This is a genomic window from Paenarthrobacter sp. YIM B13468 (assembly GCF_042788025.1).
Classification (GTDB): Bacteria; Actinomycetota; Actinomycetes; order Actinomycetales; family Micrococcaceae; genus Arthrobacter; species Arthrobacter aromaticivorans.
Genome location: NZ_JBHZPI010000012.1, coordinates 46,991 through 67,255, shown reverse-complemented (window position 1 = coordinate 67,255; position 20,265 = coordinate 46,991). Strand labels below are relative to the sequence as shown.

Here is a 20,265-nt window from a genome sequence, read left to right as displayed (position 1 = left end):
CGGCAAGTCCGATCCTTTGGACGCCCACCGCATTGCCTCCGCATTCCTGCCCTCGGCCGTTACGAACTGCGCCTCCCCGCAGGGATGACGGCGGCGTCGGGGGCCATGACCGCGGCAATCGCGCTGACCGCCTGGTCCCACCTCGGACGAGTTCGTTCCGAAGCCGCGTTCGCCGCCCTTGCCGGCACAAGCCCCATCCCTGCTTCCTCCAGAAACACCATCCGCCATAGACTCAACCGCAGGGGCGATCGGGGCCTCAACAGAGCATCAAGCACTGCCACAATCACCCGCATGTCTCACGACCCGCGCCCCGCACCTACGTCGAAAAATGGAGTGCTGACGGCCGCACAACAAAGGAGATCCGCCGCTGCCTCAGGCGATACGTGGCCCGCCAGATCCACCGCGTGCTCAATGCTGCCGAGGCAACACCTAGCCCCGTTTGACAAACACAGAAGGATCCTTGGACCGTAGCGCCGCTTGAAGCAATTGGTTCGCGTGACCCGGGGAACTGGTACAGTCTGATTGAACGATGTTCCACCAAGCAGAATTTGGAGACCACTGTGAGTGAATCAAGATCCGCCCTAGCGCTGGTGGACGAGGCGTCCGGCGACACGCCGAACTATCCGATCGGCTCTGTCGATAACGCGCTGAGGCTCATCGTGATGTTCAGCGAACGCAAGTCCGTACGCATATCAGATGCGAGTCGTCTGCTAGGTGTCGCGCGTTCCACAGCGCATCGAATGATCCAGATGCTGCAGTATCGCGGCTTCGTGGTGCAGGACGAGGACACGCGGGCCTACGTGCCCGGGCCGCAACTGCTGCGCATCTCGTTCGCGATCGTGCAGAACCTGGATCTGCGCACGGTCGCCCAGCCTGTCATGGAGCAGATTCGCGATGAACTAAATGAGACCGTGCATCTCACCGAGCTTCGTGGGAAGGATGTTTACTTTCTGCACTCCATTGAGAGTACCCGCTCGCTTCGTGTGGGGTCCCGGATTGGAATGACGCTGCCCGCTTACTGCACCTCCTCCGGCAAGGTGATGCTGGCGGACCTATCCTCACAAGAGCTCACAGAGGTCCTTGGGACAGCTACCCTGCCGAAGCTGACGGAGAGAACGATCAATACGCGGAAGGAACTAGATGCCGACCTGCAGCTAGTCCGTGAGACCGGGTTCGCCACGAACTTCGGTGAGAGCGAGCCAGAAGTGCACTCAGTCGCGGTGCCGATTCGTGATGGCAAAGGGCGCGCCAGGGCTGCTTTGGCGATTGCAGCGCCGCCCTCAAGGCTCGAGCCGAGCCAGGCTGAAGAGATAGCTCGAATTCTTGAAACGGGTGCGTCAAAGATCGGTGAGTCGCTCCCGGCTTGATGAAACTCAAGGCAGTCGTGGGCGACCTGTGTCGAGGTGCTCGTCGCGCGAGCTTGCACGGATTCTAGTTTTTCCTCCGAGCTTTCGCAAAGGCGTACAGGGCCACGCACGGGGGCTGGGTATCAGAGGCTCCGAGCCCGGGAGAGAAGGATAGAAACGGGCGGTTGGGTTAGTCTCGAATCGAACGGATACCACCCGAGTGCCGTCGTCTTGGTGTTGACTCGGGATTCAGCATGAAGTGAGCGATTCGTTCGCCGATCATTATCGCTGTGGCTGCTGGTCCACGCGTTGGCGCCCAAGGCAGGATTGATGTATCTGCGAGGCGAAGTCCCTCGACGCCATAAACCCGGCCGAATTGGTCTACCACTGCTTCAGGATCGTCAGGTGTGCCGAATTTTGCTGTCCCGCAAGTATGGAAGGCTGTTCCAAGGTGGTTCCGGATCCACATGTCCAGCAGATCGTCGTCGGCCACCGTTTCGTCCGCAAGATCTGGAAGCCTGTGGAACAGTGGCCGAAAAGCCGTTGACTTTAGAAGTCGGACAGCGACACGGACGGCTTGCCTCATGCGTTCGATGTCGCTTCGCGTAGAGAGATAGTTGAATTCGATGCGCGGTTGCGCGTCGGGGTCAGATGACTCCAAGGTGATATCACCACGTGAAGTCGCTGCTTGGAGTGACACAAGAAAAGCAAGATCCTGGCTGTCTTGATCTGCCCCGTGGAGCATGTAGCTCATCGGTTTCAGCAGCGGGATAATCTCAAGGTCGCCAATGACGTTAGAGCCAGACGCCGTGAAGTTGAGGACCCCACCCATCGATTGGGGCGTGCCGTAATCCACAATCGGGGTTTTTGAACTCCAAGTTACCGCGATATTGGGATGATCGCTGAAGTTCTTTCCTACTCCTGGCAGGTTTCTAATTACGGGGATGCCCAACGCCCCCAGCTCCGCTTCGGGTCCTAGACCGGAGACGAGCAAGATGTGGGCAGTTTTTATGGCGCCTGCGGCGAGCACGATTTCTCGTGCTCGGATGACTTCAACCCGTCCTTCACGAAGAACCTCTACTCCTGTGGCACGTTTTCCGTCAAATAGCACCTTTCGTACGTATGATCCGCCGCGAACGGTGAGGTTTGGGCGAACCAGGGCGCGACTAATGTAGGCGCTACCGGTGTTTATCCGAAGGCCTCGGGGACTGTTGGTGGGCATCGGGCCATAACCGGGGGAGTGTTGGCCATTTTTGTCTGGTTCAAGAGGAAATCCGAGTTCTCTAGCAGCTTCGGCAAAGGCTTGATTTGCTGGATGATCCTGCGGCGGGCGGGAGATAATCATTGGTCCCCGCCGGCCGTGCCCCTCCGCGTCCCCAAACTGCAGGTCATTCTCGAGCTTTCGGTAGAACGGCAGTACTCTATCCCAGCCCCATTCGTCGCTGTCGCGCGAGGACCACCCATCGAAATCCTGCTTTCTGCCACGAATGAAGTACGTTCCGCTGATCGAAGTCGAACCTCCAAGGATCCTTCCGCGTGCTAGCGTGTATGGCCGACCCGCCATTAGGTTGCTCTTGAATGACCAGTTGTTCGGATGGTCGGGAGCGGCTCCTTCTACGGTCCCGGCGTTCAGCAGCTCCGATGGAAAGTTTGTGGCCTCAGTGGGTACGGGTCCGGCTTCGAGTAGCAGGACAGAACAGCGGGGATTTTCGCTCAGGCGTGCCGCTAGAGGGGCGCCGGCACCCCCTGCCCCGACGACCAAAACGTCATAGGCTTCATCATTTCCGTATGTCCGCGTAACGTCGCGTCTTTGACTCAAGGTTTCAGTAGTCCTGACCGCAGTATTCACCAATGTCATTTGGAAGTTCGCCAACGGATATCGGGCAGCAGACAGCGAATCGCTCCTCCTTTAATTGCGCCGAACCACACTCCGGCCCCATACGCGACGTCGTCCAGCCGCCGTGCGAGCAGAAAACGAAGCGGATCGAGATGTGGTTTGGACCGGCGGTATTCCCAGGCAGCATCGGCAAGGCAAGCGACAGCAACGGCGCGGCGCATCCGTCGGGAGAAGATGCAGCCAAGAAGAGCCAGCGGCCACCAATGACGAAGGAGCAGGCCCATAGTTTGCGCGTAAGCTGCTATGGATCCCCTGGTCGCTAGATAGAGGCCCAACTGAATCGGTTGCTCGCTGCGACTTAGCTTTCTCGAGATTTGCACGCCTGCGGCTGCGGTGATCGCCAATGCCGCCGCGATGGACCATCTTTTCTGGAGTAATGTCACCGCTACGACCGCGACCGACCAAGGTGTTAGGACAGCCGGTGCGACCGCTGTCGAATGACGGAGAGCCAGTGGATGTGCGGAGGTTCCGTAGAAGGCTTTTCGGGAAAGCCAAGTGGTCAGGGATTGCCGATGCTCATGCCATACCTTTGCCTCCGGCTCGAACCTGACACGCCACCCGTCTTCAACCAGACGCCATACGAGGTCGACATCTTCCCCAACGCGGGACGTAGATGAAAATCCTTCTGATATGGCATGCGTTCGGGCAAGCAGGAAAGCTCCCGGTAGCCAGGAGACCGGTGACCTTGGGCGCACCGTACCAGGTCGGCCTCCAAGATCGAGTGACGATTTTGCATGTTCGTAGCGTTCGATCCAGGTCATTCCCGACCCGCGTTTCAACCCATGTATCCGGGGTCCAGCCAAGGCAACCCTGGGGTCGGCGAAATGCTTGGAAAGGATTTCGATCGTGTCCGTGGCCACGACAATATCTGAATCAACAAAAGCAACGTAGGGAGTGTTAACGCGCTTCAGGCCTTCGTTGCGTGCGTGGCCTGGACCACCGTTCTCCCGGAGACGTACCAGACGCGCATGATGTTTTTCCGTGACGGCCAGGATGGCTTCCTGGTCAGGGGAACAATCGTCAACAACTACAACGTCGTACTTTCCTGCCATGCTGGCGAGCAACCTGTCCAAGGCAAGGGGTCGTCCGTATACGGGGACTACGACTGTGACTGACGAGGGGTCTGCGGCCGGAAGGGTAGAGAGGCAAGGGTCCGCCATGCCGGCATCCAGCAGGTGGTCCACGAGCTTGCGGCTATTGTCATCAGCGACGACGGCCCTTCCGTTCGTGATGAGCCGACGAGCTGACGCTGAGAGATAGAGCACGCGGGTGGGGGAGCCACCAACGAGGTCTCGTCCGGTACGCCCAGTCCGGACGAGATCATTGAGCTCAACGGCGAATCCGTGTGGCAAACCAAGTCCGCTAATCTTCACGCCGACACCCATGTTGAAGCAGGATTGTTTTGTAGGGTGAGCATTCCGTGAATGTTGGTTCGTCCGTGCAGGCACCGATGCTGGGAATCGACGACCATCTCATGGAAGATCTTGCGGCCTTCATCAGCTGTTGCGTCGGTAGGATCACCGAGCACCCCGGAAGGTGAAACGGATCCCACGCCTCCGGCCTGAAGGAGTGGAAGTATCTCGGCCAAAGACCGTTTGTCTCCGGCTCCACATTTCGCAGCCCGTACGCTTTCCGGCTGAAGATGAAGCATGAGTGATGTTTCGGCCTTTCCGGCGTGAAGGTCACCGTTTCTTGGTGTACATGGGAGCCAGGCAACATCGTGTTTCTCTGCGATCAACTGCTGCACAGCAGCCGACAACGCGGAGACATTGCCCCCATGGCCGTTGACTAGAATGACGGGGCCCGCCCATGTCGAAAGGGACCGCACGAGCTCGACCACCAGGATTCGTAGAGCTTCAAGCCCGATGGACGTCGTCCCTGGAAAGGACTGGTGCTCTCCGCTTGCACCATAGCTCACAGCCGGGGCGACTACGACACCTTGGGGCGTTTCTTCGGCGATAGCGCCGGCCAAAGCCACCGCCAGTGCCGCGGCCACAACAGTGTCGGTGTCAATCGGCAGGTGGGGTCCATGTTGCTCGGTCGAGCCCAAGGGTACAAGAACCAATGGTCTTGTGTGAAGTTCCTGCCAAGTGAGGTTGCCCAGCAAGTGCGGTGCAGTTGTCATGACCGGGTGGTGGCGGGCAGGCCCAGTACCCGCGGAAACGATTCGGGGATGATCAAGTGTTCCGGTCGAAGGTCTTGTACCGATGCGACGTTGAGGCCCATCAGTGCGGAATCGATGCCTCCACGCATGATGTCCAGTACATTTTCAACACCAGCCTGCCCGTTCGCGGAGAGTCCCCACAGATATGCCCGCCCGATCATGACAGCACGCGCTCCCAGAGCCAGAGCCTTCACCACATCGCTGCCACGCCGGATGCCGCCGTCGAGGACGACTTCCACCTGATGGCCCACAGAGTCGGCGATAGCTGGCAAAACCCTTATCGGTGCAGGGGTTCCATCGAGGTTATTACCGCCGTGGTTCGAGACCGAGATCGCAGTGACACCCGCGTCAACGGCACGCAGTGCGTCGTCAATGCGGCAGACACCCTTTAGCATGACCGGCCCGCCCCACTCTGTGACCATCCATTCGATGTCCTGCCACGTCGGTGGGGGCGTCTTCATCCACTCGTAGTAGGCCCCAAAGAACGTGGGGCCCTTTTCCCCAATAGGTGCGAGATTGGGAGCGGTCAGGTCAGGCAAGTCACGGGCAAACGAGGCTAACCACCGGGGCTTGAGTGCAACTTCGGGTGCGAGCCTGATGGCCGCCTTGAGGTTGACTTTCTCAGGGATTTCGGGGCTTCCCCAGTCCCGCCCCATAGAAAATGACCAGTCAGTGGTGATGATCAGGCCTTTCGCGCCCGCAGCGCGGGCTCGATCCATGCGGCTGAGCATCTGCTCCCGCGTTCCAGTCCAGTACATCTGGTAGAACGTCTTCTTGTTTGCCGCGGCGACCTCCTCAACGGATTTTGAAGCGAAGGAACTCAACCCGACAACGGTTCCCCTCGCGGCCGCGGCGCGAGCGACGGCAACTTCGCCTTCGGGATGCACCGCTTGGACACCCGTGGGGGAAATCATGACCGGAAAGGATATTTTCTGACCCATGACAGTGGTGGCCAGGTCCCGTTCAGGTGGTTGACCGACAACGTGCGGCGCAAACCCAAGCTCAGCAAAGGCCGAGATATTGTCATCAAGGGTTGTCCCACGCTCGGAGCCGGCAACAAGGGCGGCGTAGACAGAAGCTGGCAATCGCTTCTTCGCCCGGCGCTGCGCCTCGGCTACAGATTCGAACCAGGGGTTTTTGGCCCAAGGATTCTTAAACATGTCTAACCTTTCAAAAGTGTTTTGTGCTAACGTCTAGGGCCGGAATCCGGCCAGAGGGCTTGCTGCACAGGCCGACACCGGAGGATCTGTAACTTCCGGACGCCGAAGACTCAACTGGACCATGACGGGTTGCACCCGCTTAGGCAGGCTGGAACGTGAGTGGTCTTGGCTGGGCTGGGGCCTGCTACGGTCTGCAGCGAGGGCCACTTCGCCGTACCCCTGCACACATTCAGGATCCGGACCATCCAAGGGGAGGCCTGTGAAGAATTTGGCCGCCATGCAGCCGCCTCGGCAGCTGTCAAAAAACGTGCACCGAGTGCAGGCCCCCGACGTCTGGGGATTACGCAGATCGGTGAACAGGTCCGACTCCTGCCAGACTTTCTTAAATCCCCCCTCATCCAGAACGTTTCCTGCCAGGAACGTGTCGTGGATCGCAAAGGGGCACGCGTAGACATCTCCAACAGGGTCGATCAAGCACACCACCCTCCCGGCGCCACAAAGATTAAGCCCGGGAAGGCTTTCCCCGAAAGCGGCGAGGTGGAAGAAGGAATCACCCGTGAGGACGTTTTCCCCATTGGCCATCAGCCAGTTGTAGATGGTCCGTTGTTGCTCAGGAAGAGGATGCAGTTCGTCCCACACATCGGCGCCGCGCCCGGACGGGCGCAGCCGGGTCAGCCGCAGTAGGGCCCCATGTTCATCGGCAATTCGTTTGAATTCGTCGAGTTGGTCAACGTTTTGCCGGGTAACAACAACGGAAATTTTGGCGTTCCTGAAACCAGCTTCTTTGAGGTTCTTAAGGGCGCGGATCGCAGTGTCATAGGAGCCGGGTCCCCGGACGTAGTCGTTGACCTCGGCAGTGGCCCCGTCGAGGGAGATCTGGACATCCACGTAAGGCGTGGAGGCAAGGAGAGCCGCTTTTTCCTGATCGATGCGGATTCCGTTGGTGGAGAACTTCACGCCAACCTGGTGGTCGACAGCATACCGAAGGAGGTGCCAGAAGTCGGGACGGACCGTAGGTTCTCCACCTCCGATGTTGACGTAAAACACCTGCATGCGCTGAAGCTCGTCAATCACGGCTTCGCATTGTTCAGTTGTCAGTTCGCGCGGATCCCGCCGACCGGAAGAAGACAAACAATGCACGCATGCCAGGTTGCAGGCGTAGGTCAGTTCCCATGTCAAGCAAATCGGTGCGTCCAATCCGAATTCGAATTGGTCCACCAAAGATCCGCCGGACGGGCGTTTCACGGGAGTGCTGATACTTTGGGTCATTGCTCTTTTCCTTCACGGGCGCGGGCGCGGATCATGTCTGTTTCAGCCAGACTTCGCAGCGCTGTGATGTAGGCGGGCCACTGGTGTTCTGGTAAACGGGCCACCACCATTGCCTCCCGCACCGTGGCGCATCCCGCCAATGACTCCACCAGTCGCACGATTTCCGGCCGCTTCAGGAAAGTCAGTCTCCGGTTATCGAAGTGGTAGGCCATGGCACCGAATGGCTCAGGCCTCAACGCCACCGCCGGGGACAGCACCCACGCTTCATCAAGCATGGTGTCTGTGCTGGTCGTATTCATGAGTTGGCGGTCCGCTTAGTAGACGCCGCACATGCCATCGATTGACACGTCTTCGATGAGATCCTCTGCCACTAGTTCGGTGTCCTTGTCCGCTGCTGCGGATGTTTCAAGGTTCGGGTTCACGTACTCCATGGTTCTTATCCTCTGGGTATGGGTTGGTCGTCTCCCGTTGAGCTCCGGGGGTGAACTCAGAGTAGTGGCACTCAGGGCAAAAAAGATAGGGGCTGTGGGAATCGGGCGAAGAAATGACCTCACAATGATCCTGCAGACTGCGTCTGGGCTGCTGCCAACGTAGCGGTCCATGTCTGGATCGCGCGTTTGGGCAGCAGAAAGTGGATGCGACGGCGATGAGCAGCAGCTCACTGCTGAATCAGCAGGCGTGTGGGTGGCTCGTGGCCGCATTTCCATTCAAAACGCGCCCTTGGGAGCCGGCTCCATAGGACCGCCGGGATCTCGCTACGGTACCTGGTCGCCCCCGGGGGCGTGCCCATTTGATCAAAATCCCATGCCGCAGCACCTGTGCGCGCATGAGGTTGATTTGAGACGAGGCCCCTTCAGGAGCATTTCGAGGATGAATGGGCGGCGGAACGCCCCCATGGCTACTTCACGACGCCCTAAACCGTGGGTCAGTCGGAGGCCGTGGGTTCCTGGGTTGAACAAGGCGGCGTGCCAAACTACGTGGGAAGTGATCCGGCTGGGATGCCCCAGGTCGACCGCCTAGGCGACGTCTCGAGAACCTGGCCGAAACGTGCCTGCCTGCAGGAGTCGTCCGAGCTTAGTCCCGCCCGGTTCTCATCCTGTCAACATGCGGAAGGCTAGGCCAGCGCCCCATAGCCCATTCAGACCATCCGACCCATCCAGGCGGAGGCTGGTACTGTGCCGCCGCTCCTGAGATCTCCTCCGGCGTGGGTTCTTGGAAGTAGTCAAGAAAGGATTCGAAGCGCTCAACTGATACAGGGTAGACCTGGTCGGGATCCTTGGCTAGGCGGCGCAGTGAGCGCTCCAGTTGTGTTGCTGGATCGATCGGCAGGTAGACGATCTTCGGTTGGACGCCTAGTTCTTCGGCCAGCCATACCAATGCCGAGCGCTCATCCCTAGACCATAATCCCAGATCCAGTACTACGTTTAAGCCAAGCTGAACTGCCCTGAAACCAATTGAAATCAACTGGGCTTCCACCACGTTCCGCTTGCTGTCGGGGTCATCTCGGCCAAACAAAGGAATCATGCATTCGTCTGAGCTAAGCCGGAGTGCGCGCTCAGTCTCTTCCAGCCGGCGGGCTTCAGTCGACTTGCCGGAAGCCGGAAGTCCGACGAGAAGGAAAAGTAAGGCTTTTGAAGGCATACGCCATTATGGGCGGCTCAACTGCTCCGGCAGTAAAGAAGAATCAGCGTGTCGGCCGCTTAACAAATCATCGGAACACAAGGCGAAGCGGAGATCCTAAAGTACACGAACCATTGATCCGCAGGACAGGACAGCGGGCTGCGGCGTGCCGGATGTCGCAGCTTGAAGGCCGAAGGTGTTTTCCAATCTGTGCCACTAAAAGAAGATTCCATTCCTCTGACCTAATGCCAGGCTGTGGTCGGCGGCGTATGCATTTCTGGGTACACGTCGGAGGTCCTTCTCAACGATTTGGCGGTGCCCGGCGCCTTCCTGGGCCAGCCAAAGGATCGAACCGTCCGGAGTCACCAGGCCAACGATGCCACGGTCGACGAGTTTGTGACTGCCACAGATTTCCACGGCGAACCCCGGCAGCCTGGTCCAGTCATTCACTGGTTCCAATCCACGTCCGATACCGCCGATTGTTCCTTAGCTGGCTAGTTTGGTCATTTTTTCTCTTCGGTTGCGGCAGTGGTGCGCGCGCCGGCTCAAGAAGTTCGGCACCGCCAAGGGGTTTGGGAGCGGTGAACAGCGTCGTCGGGATCAACCCGATCCGAATTGTCAATCCCCGTAGGCACCCACCGCATGGCCGTTACTCGTGTCTCCGTCCAAGCGATCGATGCGCTGGCATCATCGAGATTGGGTCAAGGACGCGATGAGGAGTTCGCAATGCCCCGCTGGAATTTGCCGGCATGTCAAATGCGCTCCGAGCAGGGTAAGTGTCTGGATGTCAATCGCGGCCGCATCCGACTCCGGCGAAGAAATCGGCGGCCCTAATGTCACTTGGCTTCTGTTAAAAGTCGGGCCTTTAACCCCATCGGCGCTCCGGCCAGAACTCGTGCGCGGCAGAGACGCAGTCGAACACTTCTTCTACGGTGTTGGGGTCTTTCGAAGTGGTGCGGGAGAATAAATGCACCAGTGGTGACAACGATAGATGCATTCGTTGTCAAAATGAAAGACCCCGAGGAGGAGACAGTTGGCCCATCGCAGTCAGACACGGTCCTTGGCGCTTGGACGCCCAGAAGCAACGTCGCATGCCGATATTGAACAGGCGGCCTTCCGGATATTCGCCCAGCGGGGATTTGAGGCGACGACGCTCGACGCTATCGCAGAATCTGTGGGGGTCGGGCGCCGCACCCTGTTCCGCTACTACCCCTCCAAAAACGACATCCCCTGGGGGCAGTTTGACTCCACTCTGGAGCATTTCCGCGAAACTCTGGACTCCATGCCGCCGGAAATTCCCCTCCACCAGGCAGTTCACCGTGGCATCCTGGCTTTCAACAGCTTTCCGGAGGACGCGCAGCCCCCGCACCTTGAGCGCATGAGATTGATCCTACAGACACCGGCGTTGAAGGCTCATTCGGCAATCCGATTCACCCAATGGCGCCAAGTCATCGCGGATTTTGTTGCTAGTCGCACGGCAACCGCTCCGCACAACGCGCTGCCGCAGGTTGTCGGTCACGTCTCCTTGGCCCTGGCACTGACGGCGTACGAGCAGTGGCTGATGCGCCCGGACGATTCGCTGCACCATCTCATCGACGAGTCGATGGACTTGCTTACCGATTACCTGCATCAGTGAACCTAGAGAACCGCGGCCCTATGGTACCGGTGCACCGCCGCTGCACAGGCACAAGCTCCGACCGAAAAATCCGACAGTTCCTGAGCTGACGTTCGGCGGCGGCCGGCGCACTATGACGGGCAAAGGAAATGTTGCCTGACGTGAAAATGAAGCTACCGAAATCGCCGACCGGCTGGAAATCCTCGCCGGCTACGCGCTACGCACGCCGTCTACCGGTCTGACTACGACACGCTTCCGGACCGTGTCTTCACCGCGGAAGTCACGTTCGACATGATGGATGCTGGCGGCCCGCAATTGACTTGGGCACTCGTGCGCGAGCCTGACTCTTCGGCGGCACGGGATTCCCTCATTTCTTCCACATCACGGTCCCAGGCCCGCTACCATGATGAGCTCTTGCGCACCGAGCGCGGCGGATTGTTTCGCGCCGATGGGAGAACGGTTGTGTCTTCAGTTGGGAGCGCAGGGCCTGGGCAAGATAGGAGCTGGAGATGGCGGCTTCGATGGCCTCAACCAACCGGCCCACCGGCGCGGAATAGCCGCCGCGGGCAGGTCAGCTGCGCTGAGGAGCATCGGGGCGTCACGGAGTTCCGCGTGAAGCGCCACGAAGACGCTCCTCTCTCCTCGTTGCACAGCCAGAGCTGCTGCCCTGCACTCTAGCTCCTCGAGCACCTCGAAGAGCTCGTCGACGTCCTCCAACAAATACCAGTAACGACGACACCGCGATCTTGAGCAGTCTGCGTGAGACCTTGCCGCCTAGCCTGCCAAGTGCCTCCCCGAGAGGAGTGCGGGAGAGGCCAAGCCGATCCGATTGTTCGACTTCAGCCAGAACAGTTCCCGGCAAAAGACGCTACTCACCGATGTCTTCACGAAGGTTGTAGGCCCGTTCGGAGGACGCATAAAAAATTATTGTATACATCAAGGGCACGCACGCATGAAAAAACTGAATATAAGTCATTCTGTGTATACATTGATAGCTCCTCACTCTAGAATCGTTGCGATGAGCAACCTGTACGCTACTCTGCCGCGCGTCGATGAGGACGCTGTTGAAACGGAGCTTCAGAACTTGGAACACCAGTTCAGCCTCTTTTGGATGCAGGCAAGGGCCGTAGCCAACCAACTGTCCCGGAAGGTCCACCCCGATATGGAGTCGGCCGCCTACGGGCTCCTGAAGGTTATCCGCTCCGGGGGCTCCATTCGGCTGACAGAGCTCGCAACGAACATTGGAGTCGGCAAACCATCCGTCAGCAGACAGGTTGCATTTTTGGAAGACATCGGCCTGCTGTCCAAGGAAGCGGACCCGCTGGATCGCCGTGCACAGTCCATCCGCCTCACGCCCAAGGGCGAGGAGAGAATGCGTCAGGTCCAGGATGCCCGGAGGCGGGTTTTCCGGGATCGCTTGGGTGAATGGCCCGTGCACGAACTGAGAGAACTGGCGCGCTACATGGGAAGGCTGAATTCCATGTACGAGCGGGGCGGGTTCTCGAAGGATGGGCCTGCGGCACGCGACGACGAGGACAGCTGACGAGTCTCACGGGGTGATGGCACTCCCGAAGACACTGTGAGGGAGAGTCAGCACGCAGTTGCTGACTGTGACCCAGAATAAACGAATCGATACCGTGCTGCACCGGGCAAGGGTGTGCCCCATCAGCAAGTTGGACTAAAGGGAGAAGATTGAAGAGCATTGGCATTGTGGCCGAGTTGGGTCGCGAGACGAGGGTGGCGGCGACGCCTGTCACCGTGAAGCATTTGTTGGGGCTGGGCTACCAGGTTGTGGTCGAGAAGGGCGCCGGGGAACATGCATCATTCCAAAACGAAGCGTATGCGGATGCTGGCGCACTGATTGTTGGTGCGGAAGAGGCTTGGGGTGCCGGCGTCGTGCTTAAGGTGAACCCGCCCACCGAGGAAGAAATCGGGCGTCTGGCCGACGACGCAACCCTGATCGGGACGTTGAGTCCTGCACTTCGGCCTGATCTTGTGGAGGCCTTGACGCAACGGCAAATCACCGCGTTGGCGTTGGATGCCGTTCCGCGTATCTCCCGCGCACAGTCGATGGACGTGCTGAGCTCCATGGCGAACATTGCCGGGTACCGGGCCGTCATTGAAGCAGCGCACGAATTTGGCAGGTTCTTCACCGGCCAGGTGACCGCGGCGGGCAAGGTCCCGCCAGCGAAGGTCCTGGTCGTCGGCGCCGGTGTCGCCGGCCTCGCAGCGATCGGTGCCGCGTCCAGCCTGGGCGCGATTGTCCGGGCGACGGACCCTCGGCCTGAAGTCGCTGACCAGGTGAAGTCCATCGGCGGGACCTACCTCAAGGTCGAGGTCCAGGAGGTAATGAACTCCTCTGACGGGTATGCCAAGGCCACGTCCGAGGCTTACAACGCACGGGCTGCTGAGATCTACACCGAACAAGCAGCGGATGTGGACATCATCATCACCACAGCCCTGATCCCGGGACGGCCGGCGCCGAAGCTACTCACGGCCGAGGACGTGGCGGGCATGAAACCCGGAAGCGTGATTGTCGACATGGCCGCCGGCCAAGGCGGGAATGTCGAAGGCTCGGTCGCCGGGGAACGGATTGTCACTGACAACGGCGTAGTGATCCTGGGCTATACGGATCTTCCGGCGCGTTTGCCAGCCCAGGCGTCCCAGCTGTACGGGACGAACCTGCTGAACCTGCTCAAACTCCTCACCCCGAACAAGGACGGGATCCTGCGCCTCGACTTTGATGACGTGGTGCAGCGCTCGGTGACGGTGGTGCGGGAGGGGGCGAAGACCTGGCCGCCGCCCCCGGTCCAGGTCTCCGCCGCCCCGGCAGTGAAGACCGACGTCGGGACCTCCACTGAAGGTGCCGCGCCGAAGAAGAAGGCCGGGGTGAGCCCGGCAGGTAAGGCGGGGCTTTTTGCCGCGGGCATCGCGGCATTGTTGGTGGTTAACGCGGTCGCCCCGGCGCCGCTGCCCCAGCACTTCACGGTGCTGATGCTTTCGGTCGTCGTCGGGTTCTACGTCATCGGCAAAGTCCACCACGCCCTGCACACCCCGCTGATGTCGGTCACGAACGCGATCTCCGGGATTATCGTCGTCGGCGCCCTGCTTCAGGTCACCTCCGAGAACATTGTCATGCAGGTCCTGGCCGCGGTCGCGGTGCTGCTGGCCAGCATCAACATCTTCGGCGGATTCGCAGTCACCCGACGCATGCTGGCGATGTTCTCCCGCGGTGAGAAGGCCCGTTCATGAGCACCGTATCCGAAACAGCAGCCCGAATCGTATCGAGGAGCCTTACCGTGTCTGACACCGCCTCCGGTCCGCTGACCGCCGACTCCATCGCCGGAGCTGCGTATATTGTCGCGGCCCTGTTGTTCATCCTGAGCCTCGCCGGTCTGAGCCGGCATGAGAAAGCCCGGGCAGGGGTCATCTACGGCATCACCGGCATGATCATCGCCCTCGCCGCGACCATCTGGCTGACCGTCCAAGGCGCCTGGGGCACCGGCCACGCCCTGACCGGCCTGGTACTGCTGCTGGCCGCGGTGCTGGTGGGCGGGGCCATCGGGCTCTGGCGCGCCCGGGTCGTTGAAATGACCGGGATGCCCGAGCTCATCGCGCTGCTGCACAGCTTCGTGGGCCTCGCCGCAGTGCTGGTCGGCTGGAACGGGCACCTCGAAGCCCCCACCCTTACCCCGGAACTGACGGCAGTCCACCACGCAGAGGTGTTCATCGGCGTCTTCATCGGCGCAGTCACCTTCACCGGTTCGATCGTGGCGTTCCTGAAACTCTCCGCCAGGATGAAATCCTCGCCGCTGATGCTGCCGGGCAAAAACGCGATCAACCTCGGTGCCCTTGGCGCGTTCATCGCCTTAACTGTCTGGTACGTCAACGACTCCCAACTCTGGCTCCTCATCGTGGTCACCCTCTTTGCTCTCGGGCTGGGCTGGCACCTCGTTGCCTCCATCGGCGGCGGCGACATGCCCGTCGTCGTGTCCATGCTCAACAGCTACTCCGGCTGGGCAGCAGCCGCCGCCGGCTTCCTGCTCAACAACGACCTCCTCATCATCACCGGCGCCCTGGTCGGCTCCTCCGGCGCCTACCTGTCCTACATCATGTGCAAAGCCATGAACCGGTCCTTCATCTCCGTGATCGCCGGCGGCTTCGGCATCGCCGCACCCACCAGCAAGGGGGAGACAGACCAAGGCGAGCACCGCGAAATCACCGCCCAGGCCACCGCAGAAATGCTCACCAACGCCACCAGCGTCGTCATCACCCCCGGCTACGGCATGGCCATCGCCCAAGCCCAATACCCAGTCGCCGAACTCGCCCACCAACTCCGCGAACGCGGCGTGAACGTCCGCTTCGGCATCCACCCCGTCGCCGGACGACTCCCAGGACACATGAACGTCCTCCTCGCCGAAGCCAAAGTCCCCTACGACATCGTCCTGGAAATGGACGAAATCAACGACGACCTGGACGAAACCTCAGTGGTCCTCGTCATCGGCGCCAACGACACCGTCAACCCCGCCGCCGCCGAAGACCCGTCCAGCCCCATCGCCGGCATGCCCGTACTCCGGGTCTGGGAAGCCGAGAACGTCATCGTGTTCAAACGATCCATGGCCGCCGGCTACGCCGGCGTCCAGAATCCACTCTTCTACCGGGACAACTCGCAGATGCTCTTCGGGGATGCCAAACAACGCGTCGAGGACATCCTCCGAGCCTTCTAAAGGACTTTCCCGGCCGTCGGCGGGTCGGCGGTACGCCGCCCGACAAGGCCAGCGCGCTCAACCCGATCAACACAGTTCGCGACGTTGGTCGGATGCACTTGCAGGCGAGCACTGGCCTTAGCCATGGGCAGGGCCCCTCCCTGGTGAAACTGAGCAGGGCCAGCAGTTCAATAGCCTTCTTCGGCCAGCTGGTGGCGCTGAGGGCCGACCTGAATAGCTCAAGGACCGGACATCCAGACGTTCTCACCGCGGGCGCCGTACGAGTGACCGGTTCCCGATCACGATGACAGCTCAGGGTTTCGCGACAGTCGCTCACGAGCAGGAGCGTGGCCGCTGCATGCCTCAGGCAGCCTATTTGCGAAGGTATTGCGCAGACCGGGATGGCGCCGTCGGCTTTGGCTTAGCCGCCGGCTCGAGTAGGCCCGCTGCAATAGCGTCTCCGCGTTATTAGGACACCCTAGGCTTGGAGTTTCACACGCGGACTGACTTCCGTCTTCTCACGGCTTCCGTCGTTCGTCATGCGACGGAGGCTGCTGGCGGCCCGAGGAGGCTAATGAGGCGGCTAATGAGACGTGCTTTTTCCCGGCGCTGCCAGCCGCCGCTTCGGTTACCCCTTCCGGCTCAGCCTGTCCAGCTCCAGTGGGTCACCAAACGAGGGCCGCGTTCCCCTGTGCAGCGCGATTCCTTCTGGCAATCCCTCCACGGTAACTCTGGTCCCGGATACCTCGACGGATAGCCGCGCCCTGCCCACAGATACATTCGTGGCCTGCACGCTGCCCCACGTTGTCGGTAAAAGAGGGTTCATCCAGAGTCCACCGAGAGAGACGTCCGCTTCGTAACACAACAGGCTCCGGAGAAGCATGAGTGGCGTCGCCGACGCCCACGCTTGAGGTGAGCAGGCAGTCGGATATGGAAGCGGTTGGGGATAGTTGGATCGGCTGAACCCGCAGAATAATTCGGGAAGCCTGTTATCCGTGTACTCGGCTGCCTCCATCAGCGCCGAGGAAATTGTCTGGGCTTCCTTTACAAACCCGTAGCGCATCAGGCCGGCAACTATGAGCGCGTTGTCGTGTGGCCAGACTGAACCATTATGGTAACTGACCGGATTGTAGGCACCCATATTCGTCGCTAGGGTGCGAACACCCCAGCCGCTGAACATCTCCGGCGACATGAGCCGGTCTGCAACCTGTTGGGCCTTGTCCACATCAATAATGCCAGACCATAAGCAGTGCCCCATGTTGGACGCGCAGGCATCGACCGGCCGCTTATTCCGGTCGAGTGCGATGGCATAATAGCCACGCTCCGGCAGCCAGAACATGTCGTTGAATTTTTTCTTCAGCATCGCTGCACGGTCATGCAATTCAGCTGCCAACGCCTGCTCGCCGGTACGAAGGGCCATCGAGGCACGGGCAAGGTATGCGCTGTAAACGTAGCCCTGCACTTCGCACAATGCGATGGGGGCCTCCGCAAGGCTGCCATCTGCAAAGTTAATTCCATCCCAGGAGTCCTTCCAGCCCTGGTTGATGAGGCCTTGGTCGTTGAGTCGCTCATACTCGACGAACCCGTCGCCATCGCGGTCGCCGTAGTCCCTTATCCATTCCAGGGCGCGGTCAGCGTTTTGGAGGAGCGGGGCGATGTCCTCCGCGGCAACGCCCCAGCGGCTGACTTCGCCGAGTAGGGTCACGAACAGGGGGGTGGCATCCGCTGTGCCGTAATACGCAGATTTGCCGCCAAGCGCCAAGCCAGTACCGACACCAAGCCGCACCTCGTGCAGGATCCGCCCCGGCTCTTCCTCGGTCATCAGATCCACCGTAGAGCCCTGTCTATCGGCCAAGGTCTGCAACGTCCCCAATGCCAGTGACGGGTCTATTGGGACCACCATGAAGGAGGCCAGTAGTGAGTCCCGGCCAAAAAGTGCCATGAACCACGGCGCCCCTGCTGCGACGACCATGCGATCTGGGTGGCGTGAGTCAACGATCCGGAGGGCCCCCATGTCGTCATAACTGCGCAGGAAGGTCCGTTCCACAGACGGATTGCCGACGCGAAGAACGGGTACATTTGTAGCCCAAGCTTGCTGTCGCCGTTCCTGGGGCGAGACAGTATCGGAATCGACACGCACAGTCGCCGCCACTGCTCCTTCATCCGGGTCCGGGTCCGGGACTACAGTTACCCGGACGCCCCGCTCGCCATGCGCGGGGACGATTGTAGTAAGGCGAAGGCCTTCCGGGATTGCCCCGGTGCCAGGTGCGCGTACGTAAACGCCCTTCCGCACGCTTTGCCAGACGGCCTCAATATGTACTGCGCCTTCTTCAGAACGCCGTTCCTGTTCCCACTGCCGTTGGAATCGCCCGTCTTTGACTTCAAATAGATCCGCGAAGTCCGCGTCGATGGACAGCACCATATCGCACTTGGTCGGCTGCTGGGCAAAGTTGCGGATCGTGATGGTCTCACTAATGCCGGCTCCCAACTCACGTTTGCGCTCGACCGTCAACGGGCTGTCCGCCCGGCCATCAGCACCTACGGCCCTGCCGACATACACCCCTTGGTGGGGCGAAGGCGTCCACGCGCCGAGCGGCTCCAGGGGCTGCCCGTTGATGGTCAGGCACCAGCGGGACAGAACTCGGGTGTCCTGATAGAAAACGCCATGAGGGTGTTGGGGGGAAATGTCCCCGTTTTGCATAGAAATGCAGAACGAAGACCCCTCCACCAGTGTTACGGCCCCCTGCCCGGTGGGGCCCGCCACGTTGTCTGCATTCCATCCGGCCACCGCTGGCTCCTTTGCAACCGCCGCGCCATATCGAGTGAATTGAATCTACGCCAGCCACCACGCAGGCACCAGACAGCCAGACGAAGCAGGGCGGCTCTTAAGCAATCGCACTGAATGCTGGACGTACCTTCAGGCGACGTAGGTCAAGGGCTCGGCCGGGAGAAAGCCAGCCGATTCGATGAGTCTGACTGCCGATGGCGATTCTCAATGGATTCCTGATGGCATTAGCCCCGTACTTCAGGCGAGTGACCTGCCCATCGAACGTGCTGTCTCCGCCCTGCCTCTTCGGCAGGCCGCAGTTCCCGCATCCGGTCTGTCGATCAGGGCGGGCGTGTTTGTCCAGCCTCGTTGGGAGAACGCCCTCCCGGGACCCGACCGTTGACATATCTCGAGCCCGATCCTACGCTAAAGTTCTGCAATAGGGTCTGATGTTCTATTTTGCAGAACAAGTTTGTTCCAACACAATGATGTAGAAGGAGCACGGATGCGCAAACAACCGAAATTTACCCTCGGTCTCGGAATAGCGCTGGTTATCACATTGGCTGCCTGCAGCGCCCAAAGCGGTGGCTCGGGGCCCGACACAGCCGGCAGCGCTACCCCCTCGGCTTTGAGCGCAGATGTACCGACCACTGAGCCCTCGAGTATCCCTATGACGGAGCCGCTGAAGGAGCGCCCCGAACCGGGAAAGAAGGTGATCGTGCAGTACTGCAGCGCGCCGACTTGTGCCCGATTCAACCAGGGGTTCGAGGATGCGGCAAAGGCACTCGGGTGGACCGTCGAGACAATGGTGTACGACACGAATGACATGAGCGCGTCCCTCAGGAGCGCCGTGGTCCGACATCCGGATTTCATCGTCACCTCGGGTCAGCCGAGAGAAGCGCTTGAAGCTGGCCTCAAAGATGCCCACAAAGCGGGAATCCCCGTCTTTGTAAACTCCACGGATATCCAAACCGACGAAAGCGCTGGTCTATACGCCGGAGTCAATATGGCGCCCACCACTGAACGCAGCGCTGAGTACCTCGCCGACTGGATGATGGCCGATTCCGGCAGCACTGCAAACGCGGTGTACTTCTATCTGGGTGACCGACCGGTTCAGCAGGCTTCAGCTGCCGCCCTGAAGAACCGGTTCGCGGAATGCGCCAAGTGCTCGTTGAACCTGCATTCGATCAGCCTGGAAGAGATCGGGCGTGGCGCGGTCCCCGCAAGCGTGGTTGCGTTTGTTCAGGCGCACCCGGAAGTGAAGTATGTAGCGTTCTCCTTCGGCGACGCCGCCACGGGGGTTGGTGCCGCACTTGCTTCAGTAGGTCTTGCCGATCGGCTAAAGCTGATCGTCGACGGGACCACCTCACCTGCGGTAACGCAAGAGATGGTGCATGGAACGGTCTCCATGATGCTCCCACAAGCAGCCCACTACATGGGTTGGGCATCCGTCAACCAGATGGCCAGGTACGCAGCAGGGCTTCCCCAGCCCTCGGAGGAGGAGCGGCTGATGCCCGCATGGGTGGTTGAGACACCGGAAGCCGCACAGACGCTCATCCCTAAGGGCGGTCTCTGGCCGGGTCCGTCGGGGTTTGAGGAGCAGTTCAAGAAGATCTGGCACGTGCAGTGACGCCGGACGACACGATGACCGTCCAGGGGCGCATAGTGGCTGCTGTCGCTCGCCTCCGCCTCAGCCGATTCAGCGCTGTGGGGCTGTGGGT

General features: G+C 60.3%; 16 protein-coding genes and 1 pseudogene. 7 read left to right on the top strand and 10 right to left on the bottom strand.

Translation table 11 applies throughout. The features are described from left to right. Nucleotides 1-99 precede the first annotated feature (99 nt). Together ACFX4T_RS12910 and ACFX4T_RS12905 are read left to right on the top strand one after the other, a co-directional pair. Nucleotides 100-443: pseudogene (locus ACFX4T_RS12910) on the top strand (transposase); the annotation flags it as partial. A gap of 117 nt (nucleotides 444-560) precedes the next feature. Beyond that, on the top strand, nucleotides 561-1,367 hold the full coding sequence (locus ACFX4T_RS12905; protein ID WP_216926642.1) for an IclR family transcriptional regulator: 807 nt from the start codon (nucleotides 561-563) through the stop codon (nucleotides 1,365-1,367). Between the two features lie 169 nt (nucleotides 1,368-1,536). Here the strand turns inward: ACFX4T_RS12905 and mftG are convergent, their stop codons facing one another. The 9 genes from mftG to ACFX4T_RS12860 all read right to left on the bottom strand — a co-directional run bounded on the left by mftG (nucleotide 1,537) and on the right by ACFX4T_RS12860 (nucleotide 9,906). Beyond that, on the bottom strand, nucleotides 1,537-3,204 hold the full coding sequence (gene mftG / locus ACFX4T_RS12900) for a mycofactocin system GMC family oxidoreductase MftG (protein WP_377652225.1): 1,668 nt from the start codon (nucleotides 3,202-3,204) through the stop codon (nucleotides 1,537-1,539). Continuing rightward, nucleotides 3,201-4,616, bottom strand: a complete 1,416-nt coding sequence (gene mftF / locus ACFX4T_RS12895) for a mycofactocin biosynthesis glycosyltransferase MftF (protein WP_377652224.1) — start codon at nucleotides 4,614-4,616, stop codon at nucleotides 3,201-3,203. Before mftF ends, mftG begins: the two co-directional genes overlap by 4 nt. Then, nucleotides 4,613-5,368 (bottom strand): mycofactocin biosynthesis peptidyl-dipeptidase MftE, encoded by a 756-nt coding sequence (gene mftE / locus ACFX4T_RS12890; RefSeq protein WP_216926639.1) that lies wholly within the window; start codon nucleotides 5,366-5,368, stop codon nucleotides 4,613-4,615. Before mftE ends, mftF begins: the two co-directional genes overlap by 4 nt. Further along, on the bottom strand, nucleotides 5,365-6,567 hold the full coding sequence (gene mftD / locus ACFX4T_RS12885) for a pre-mycofactocin synthase MftD (protein ID WP_216926638.1): 1,203 nt from the start codon (nucleotides 6,565-6,567) through the stop codon (nucleotides 5,365-5,367). The genes mftE and mftD overlap by 4 nt, the downstream gene beginning before the upstream one ends. A gap of 33 nt (nucleotides 6,568-6,600) precedes the next feature. After that, nucleotides 6,601-7,836 (bottom strand): mycofactocin radical SAM maturase, encoded by a 1,236-nt coding sequence (gene mftC / locus ACFX4T_RS12880; RefSeq protein WP_216926637.1) that lies wholly within the window; start codon nucleotides 7,834-7,836, stop codon nucleotides 6,601-6,603. Beyond that, nucleotides 7,833-8,135, bottom strand: coding sequence for a mycofactocin biosynthesis chaperone MftB (gene mftB, locus ACFX4T_RS12875; protein ID WP_377652223.1), 303 nt, complete (start codon nucleotides 8,133-8,135; stop codon nucleotides 7,833-7,835). Before mftB ends, mftC begins: the two co-directional genes overlap by 4 nt. Before the next feature lie 15 nt (nucleotides 8,136-8,150). Further along, a complete protein-coding gene (mftA, locus tag ACFX4T_RS12870) occupies nucleotides 8,151-8,267 on the bottom strand; it encodes a mycofactocin precursor MftA (protein WP_216926635.1) in 117 nt (38 codons plus the stop codon). 643 nt (nucleotides 8,268-8,910) lie between these two features. Beyond that, nucleotides 8,911-9,477, bottom strand: a complete 567-nt coding sequence (locus ACFX4T_RS12865; RefSeq protein ID WP_377652222.1) for an AAA family ATPase — start codon at nucleotides 9,475-9,477, stop codon at nucleotides 8,911-8,913. 195 nt (nucleotides 9,478-9,672) lie between these two features. Next, a complete protein-coding gene (locus ACFX4T_RS12860) occupies nucleotides 9,673-9,906 on the bottom strand; it encodes a hypothetical protein (protein ID WP_377652221.1) in 234 nt (77 codons plus the stop codon). Nucleotides 9,907-10,516: 610 nt separating this feature from the next. Between ACFX4T_RS12860 and mftR the strand changes: the two genes are divergently transcribed. The 4 genes from mftR (at nucleotide 10,517) to pntB (ending at nucleotide 15,798) form a co-directional block, all read left to right on the top strand. Continuing rightward, nucleotides 10,517-11,092: a mycofactocin system transcriptional regulator gene (mftR, locus tag ACFX4T_RS12855; protein WP_216926630.1), complete on the top strand. Its 576-nt coding sequence runs from the start codon at nucleotides 10,517-10,519 to the stop codon at nucleotides 11,090-11,092. 997 nt (nucleotides 11,093-12,089) lie between these two features. After that, complete coding sequence (locus ACFX4T_RS12850) at nucleotides 12,090-12,614, top strand: MarR family winged helix-turn-helix transcriptional regulator (protein ID WP_377652220.1); 525 nt, start codon at nucleotides 12,090-12,092, stop codon at nucleotides 12,612-12,614. A 149-nt stretch (nucleotides 12,615-12,763) separates the two neighbouring features. Next, nucleotides 12,764-14,323, top strand: coding sequence for a Re/Si-specific NAD(P)(+) transhydrogenase subunit alpha (locus tag ACFX4T_RS12845; RefSeq protein ID WP_377652219.1), 1,560 nt, complete (start codon nucleotides 12,764-12,766; stop codon nucleotides 14,321-14,323). Next, nucleotides 14,320-15,798, top strand: coding sequence for a Re/Si-specific NAD(P)(+) transhydrogenase subunit beta (pntB, locus tag ACFX4T_RS12840; protein WP_377652218.1), 1,479 nt, complete (start codon nucleotides 14,320-14,322; stop codon nucleotides 15,796-15,798). Before ACFX4T_RS12845 ends, pntB begins: the two co-directional genes overlap by 4 nt. Nucleotides 15,799-16,405: 607 nt before the next feature. On the opposite strand, the gene ACFX4T_RS12835 is transcribed toward pntB, so the two are convergent. Then, nucleotides 16,406-18,565 (bottom strand): glycogen debranching N-terminal domain-containing protein, encoded by a 2,160-nt coding sequence (locus ACFX4T_RS12835; RefSeq protein WP_377652217.1) that lies wholly within the window; start codon nucleotides 18,563-18,565, stop codon nucleotides 16,406-16,408. Nucleotides 18,566-19,049: 484 nt separating this feature from the next. Here ACFX4T_RS12835 and ACFX4T_RS12830 point away from each other — a divergent pair, with 484 nt between their 5' ends. Further along, the gene (locus ACFX4T_RS12830) at nucleotides 19,050-20,174 is read left to right on the top strand and encodes a sugar ABC transporter substrate-binding protein (protein WP_377652216.1); all 1,125 of its coding nucleotides are present in this window, start codon (nucleotides 19,050-19,052) and stop codon (nucleotides 20,172-20,174) included. Nucleotides 20,175-20,265: the final 91 nt, after the last annotated feature.

Bases quoted from the DNA above. Each gene is read 5' to 3' on its own strand.
- mftG (WP_377652225.1), bottom strand. From the start codon at position 3,204: ATGACATTGGTGAATACTGCGGTCAGGACTACTGAAACCTTGAGTCAA.
- ACFX4T_RS12850 (WP_377652220.1), top strand. From the start codon at position 12,090: ATGAGCAACCTGTACGCTACTCTGCCGCGCGTCGATGAGGACGCTGTT.
- mftB (WP_377652223.1), bottom strand. From the start codon at position 8,135: ATGAATACGACCAGCACAGACACCATGCTTGATGAAGCGTGGGTGCTG.
- mftC (WP_216926637.1), bottom strand. From the start codon at position 7,836: ATGACCCAAAGTATCAGCACTCCCGTGAAACGCCCGTCCGGCGGATCT.
- mftA (WP_216926635.1), bottom strand. From the start codon at position 8,267: ATGGAGTACGTGAACCCGAACCTTGAAACATCCGCAGCAGCGGACAAG.
- mftD (WP_216926638.1), bottom strand. From the start codon at position 6,567: ATGTTTAAGAATCCTTGGGCCAAAAACCCCTGGTTCGAATCTGTAGCC.
- ACFX4T_RS12830 (WP_377652216.1), top strand. From the start codon at position 19,050: ATGCGCAAACAACCGAAATTTACCCTCGGTCTCGGAATAGCGCTGGTT.
- mftE (WP_216926639.1), bottom strand. From the start codon at position 5,368: ATGACAACTGCACCGCACTTGCTGGGCAACCTCACTTGGCAGGAACTT.
- ACFX4T_RS12865 (WP_377652222.1), bottom strand. From the start codon at position 9,477: ATGCCTTCAAAAGCCTTACTTTTCCTTCTCGTCGGACTTCCGGCTTCC.
- pntB (WP_377652218.1), top strand. From the start codon at position 14,320: ATGAGCACCGTATCCGAAACAGCAGCCCGAATCGTATCGAGGAGCCTT.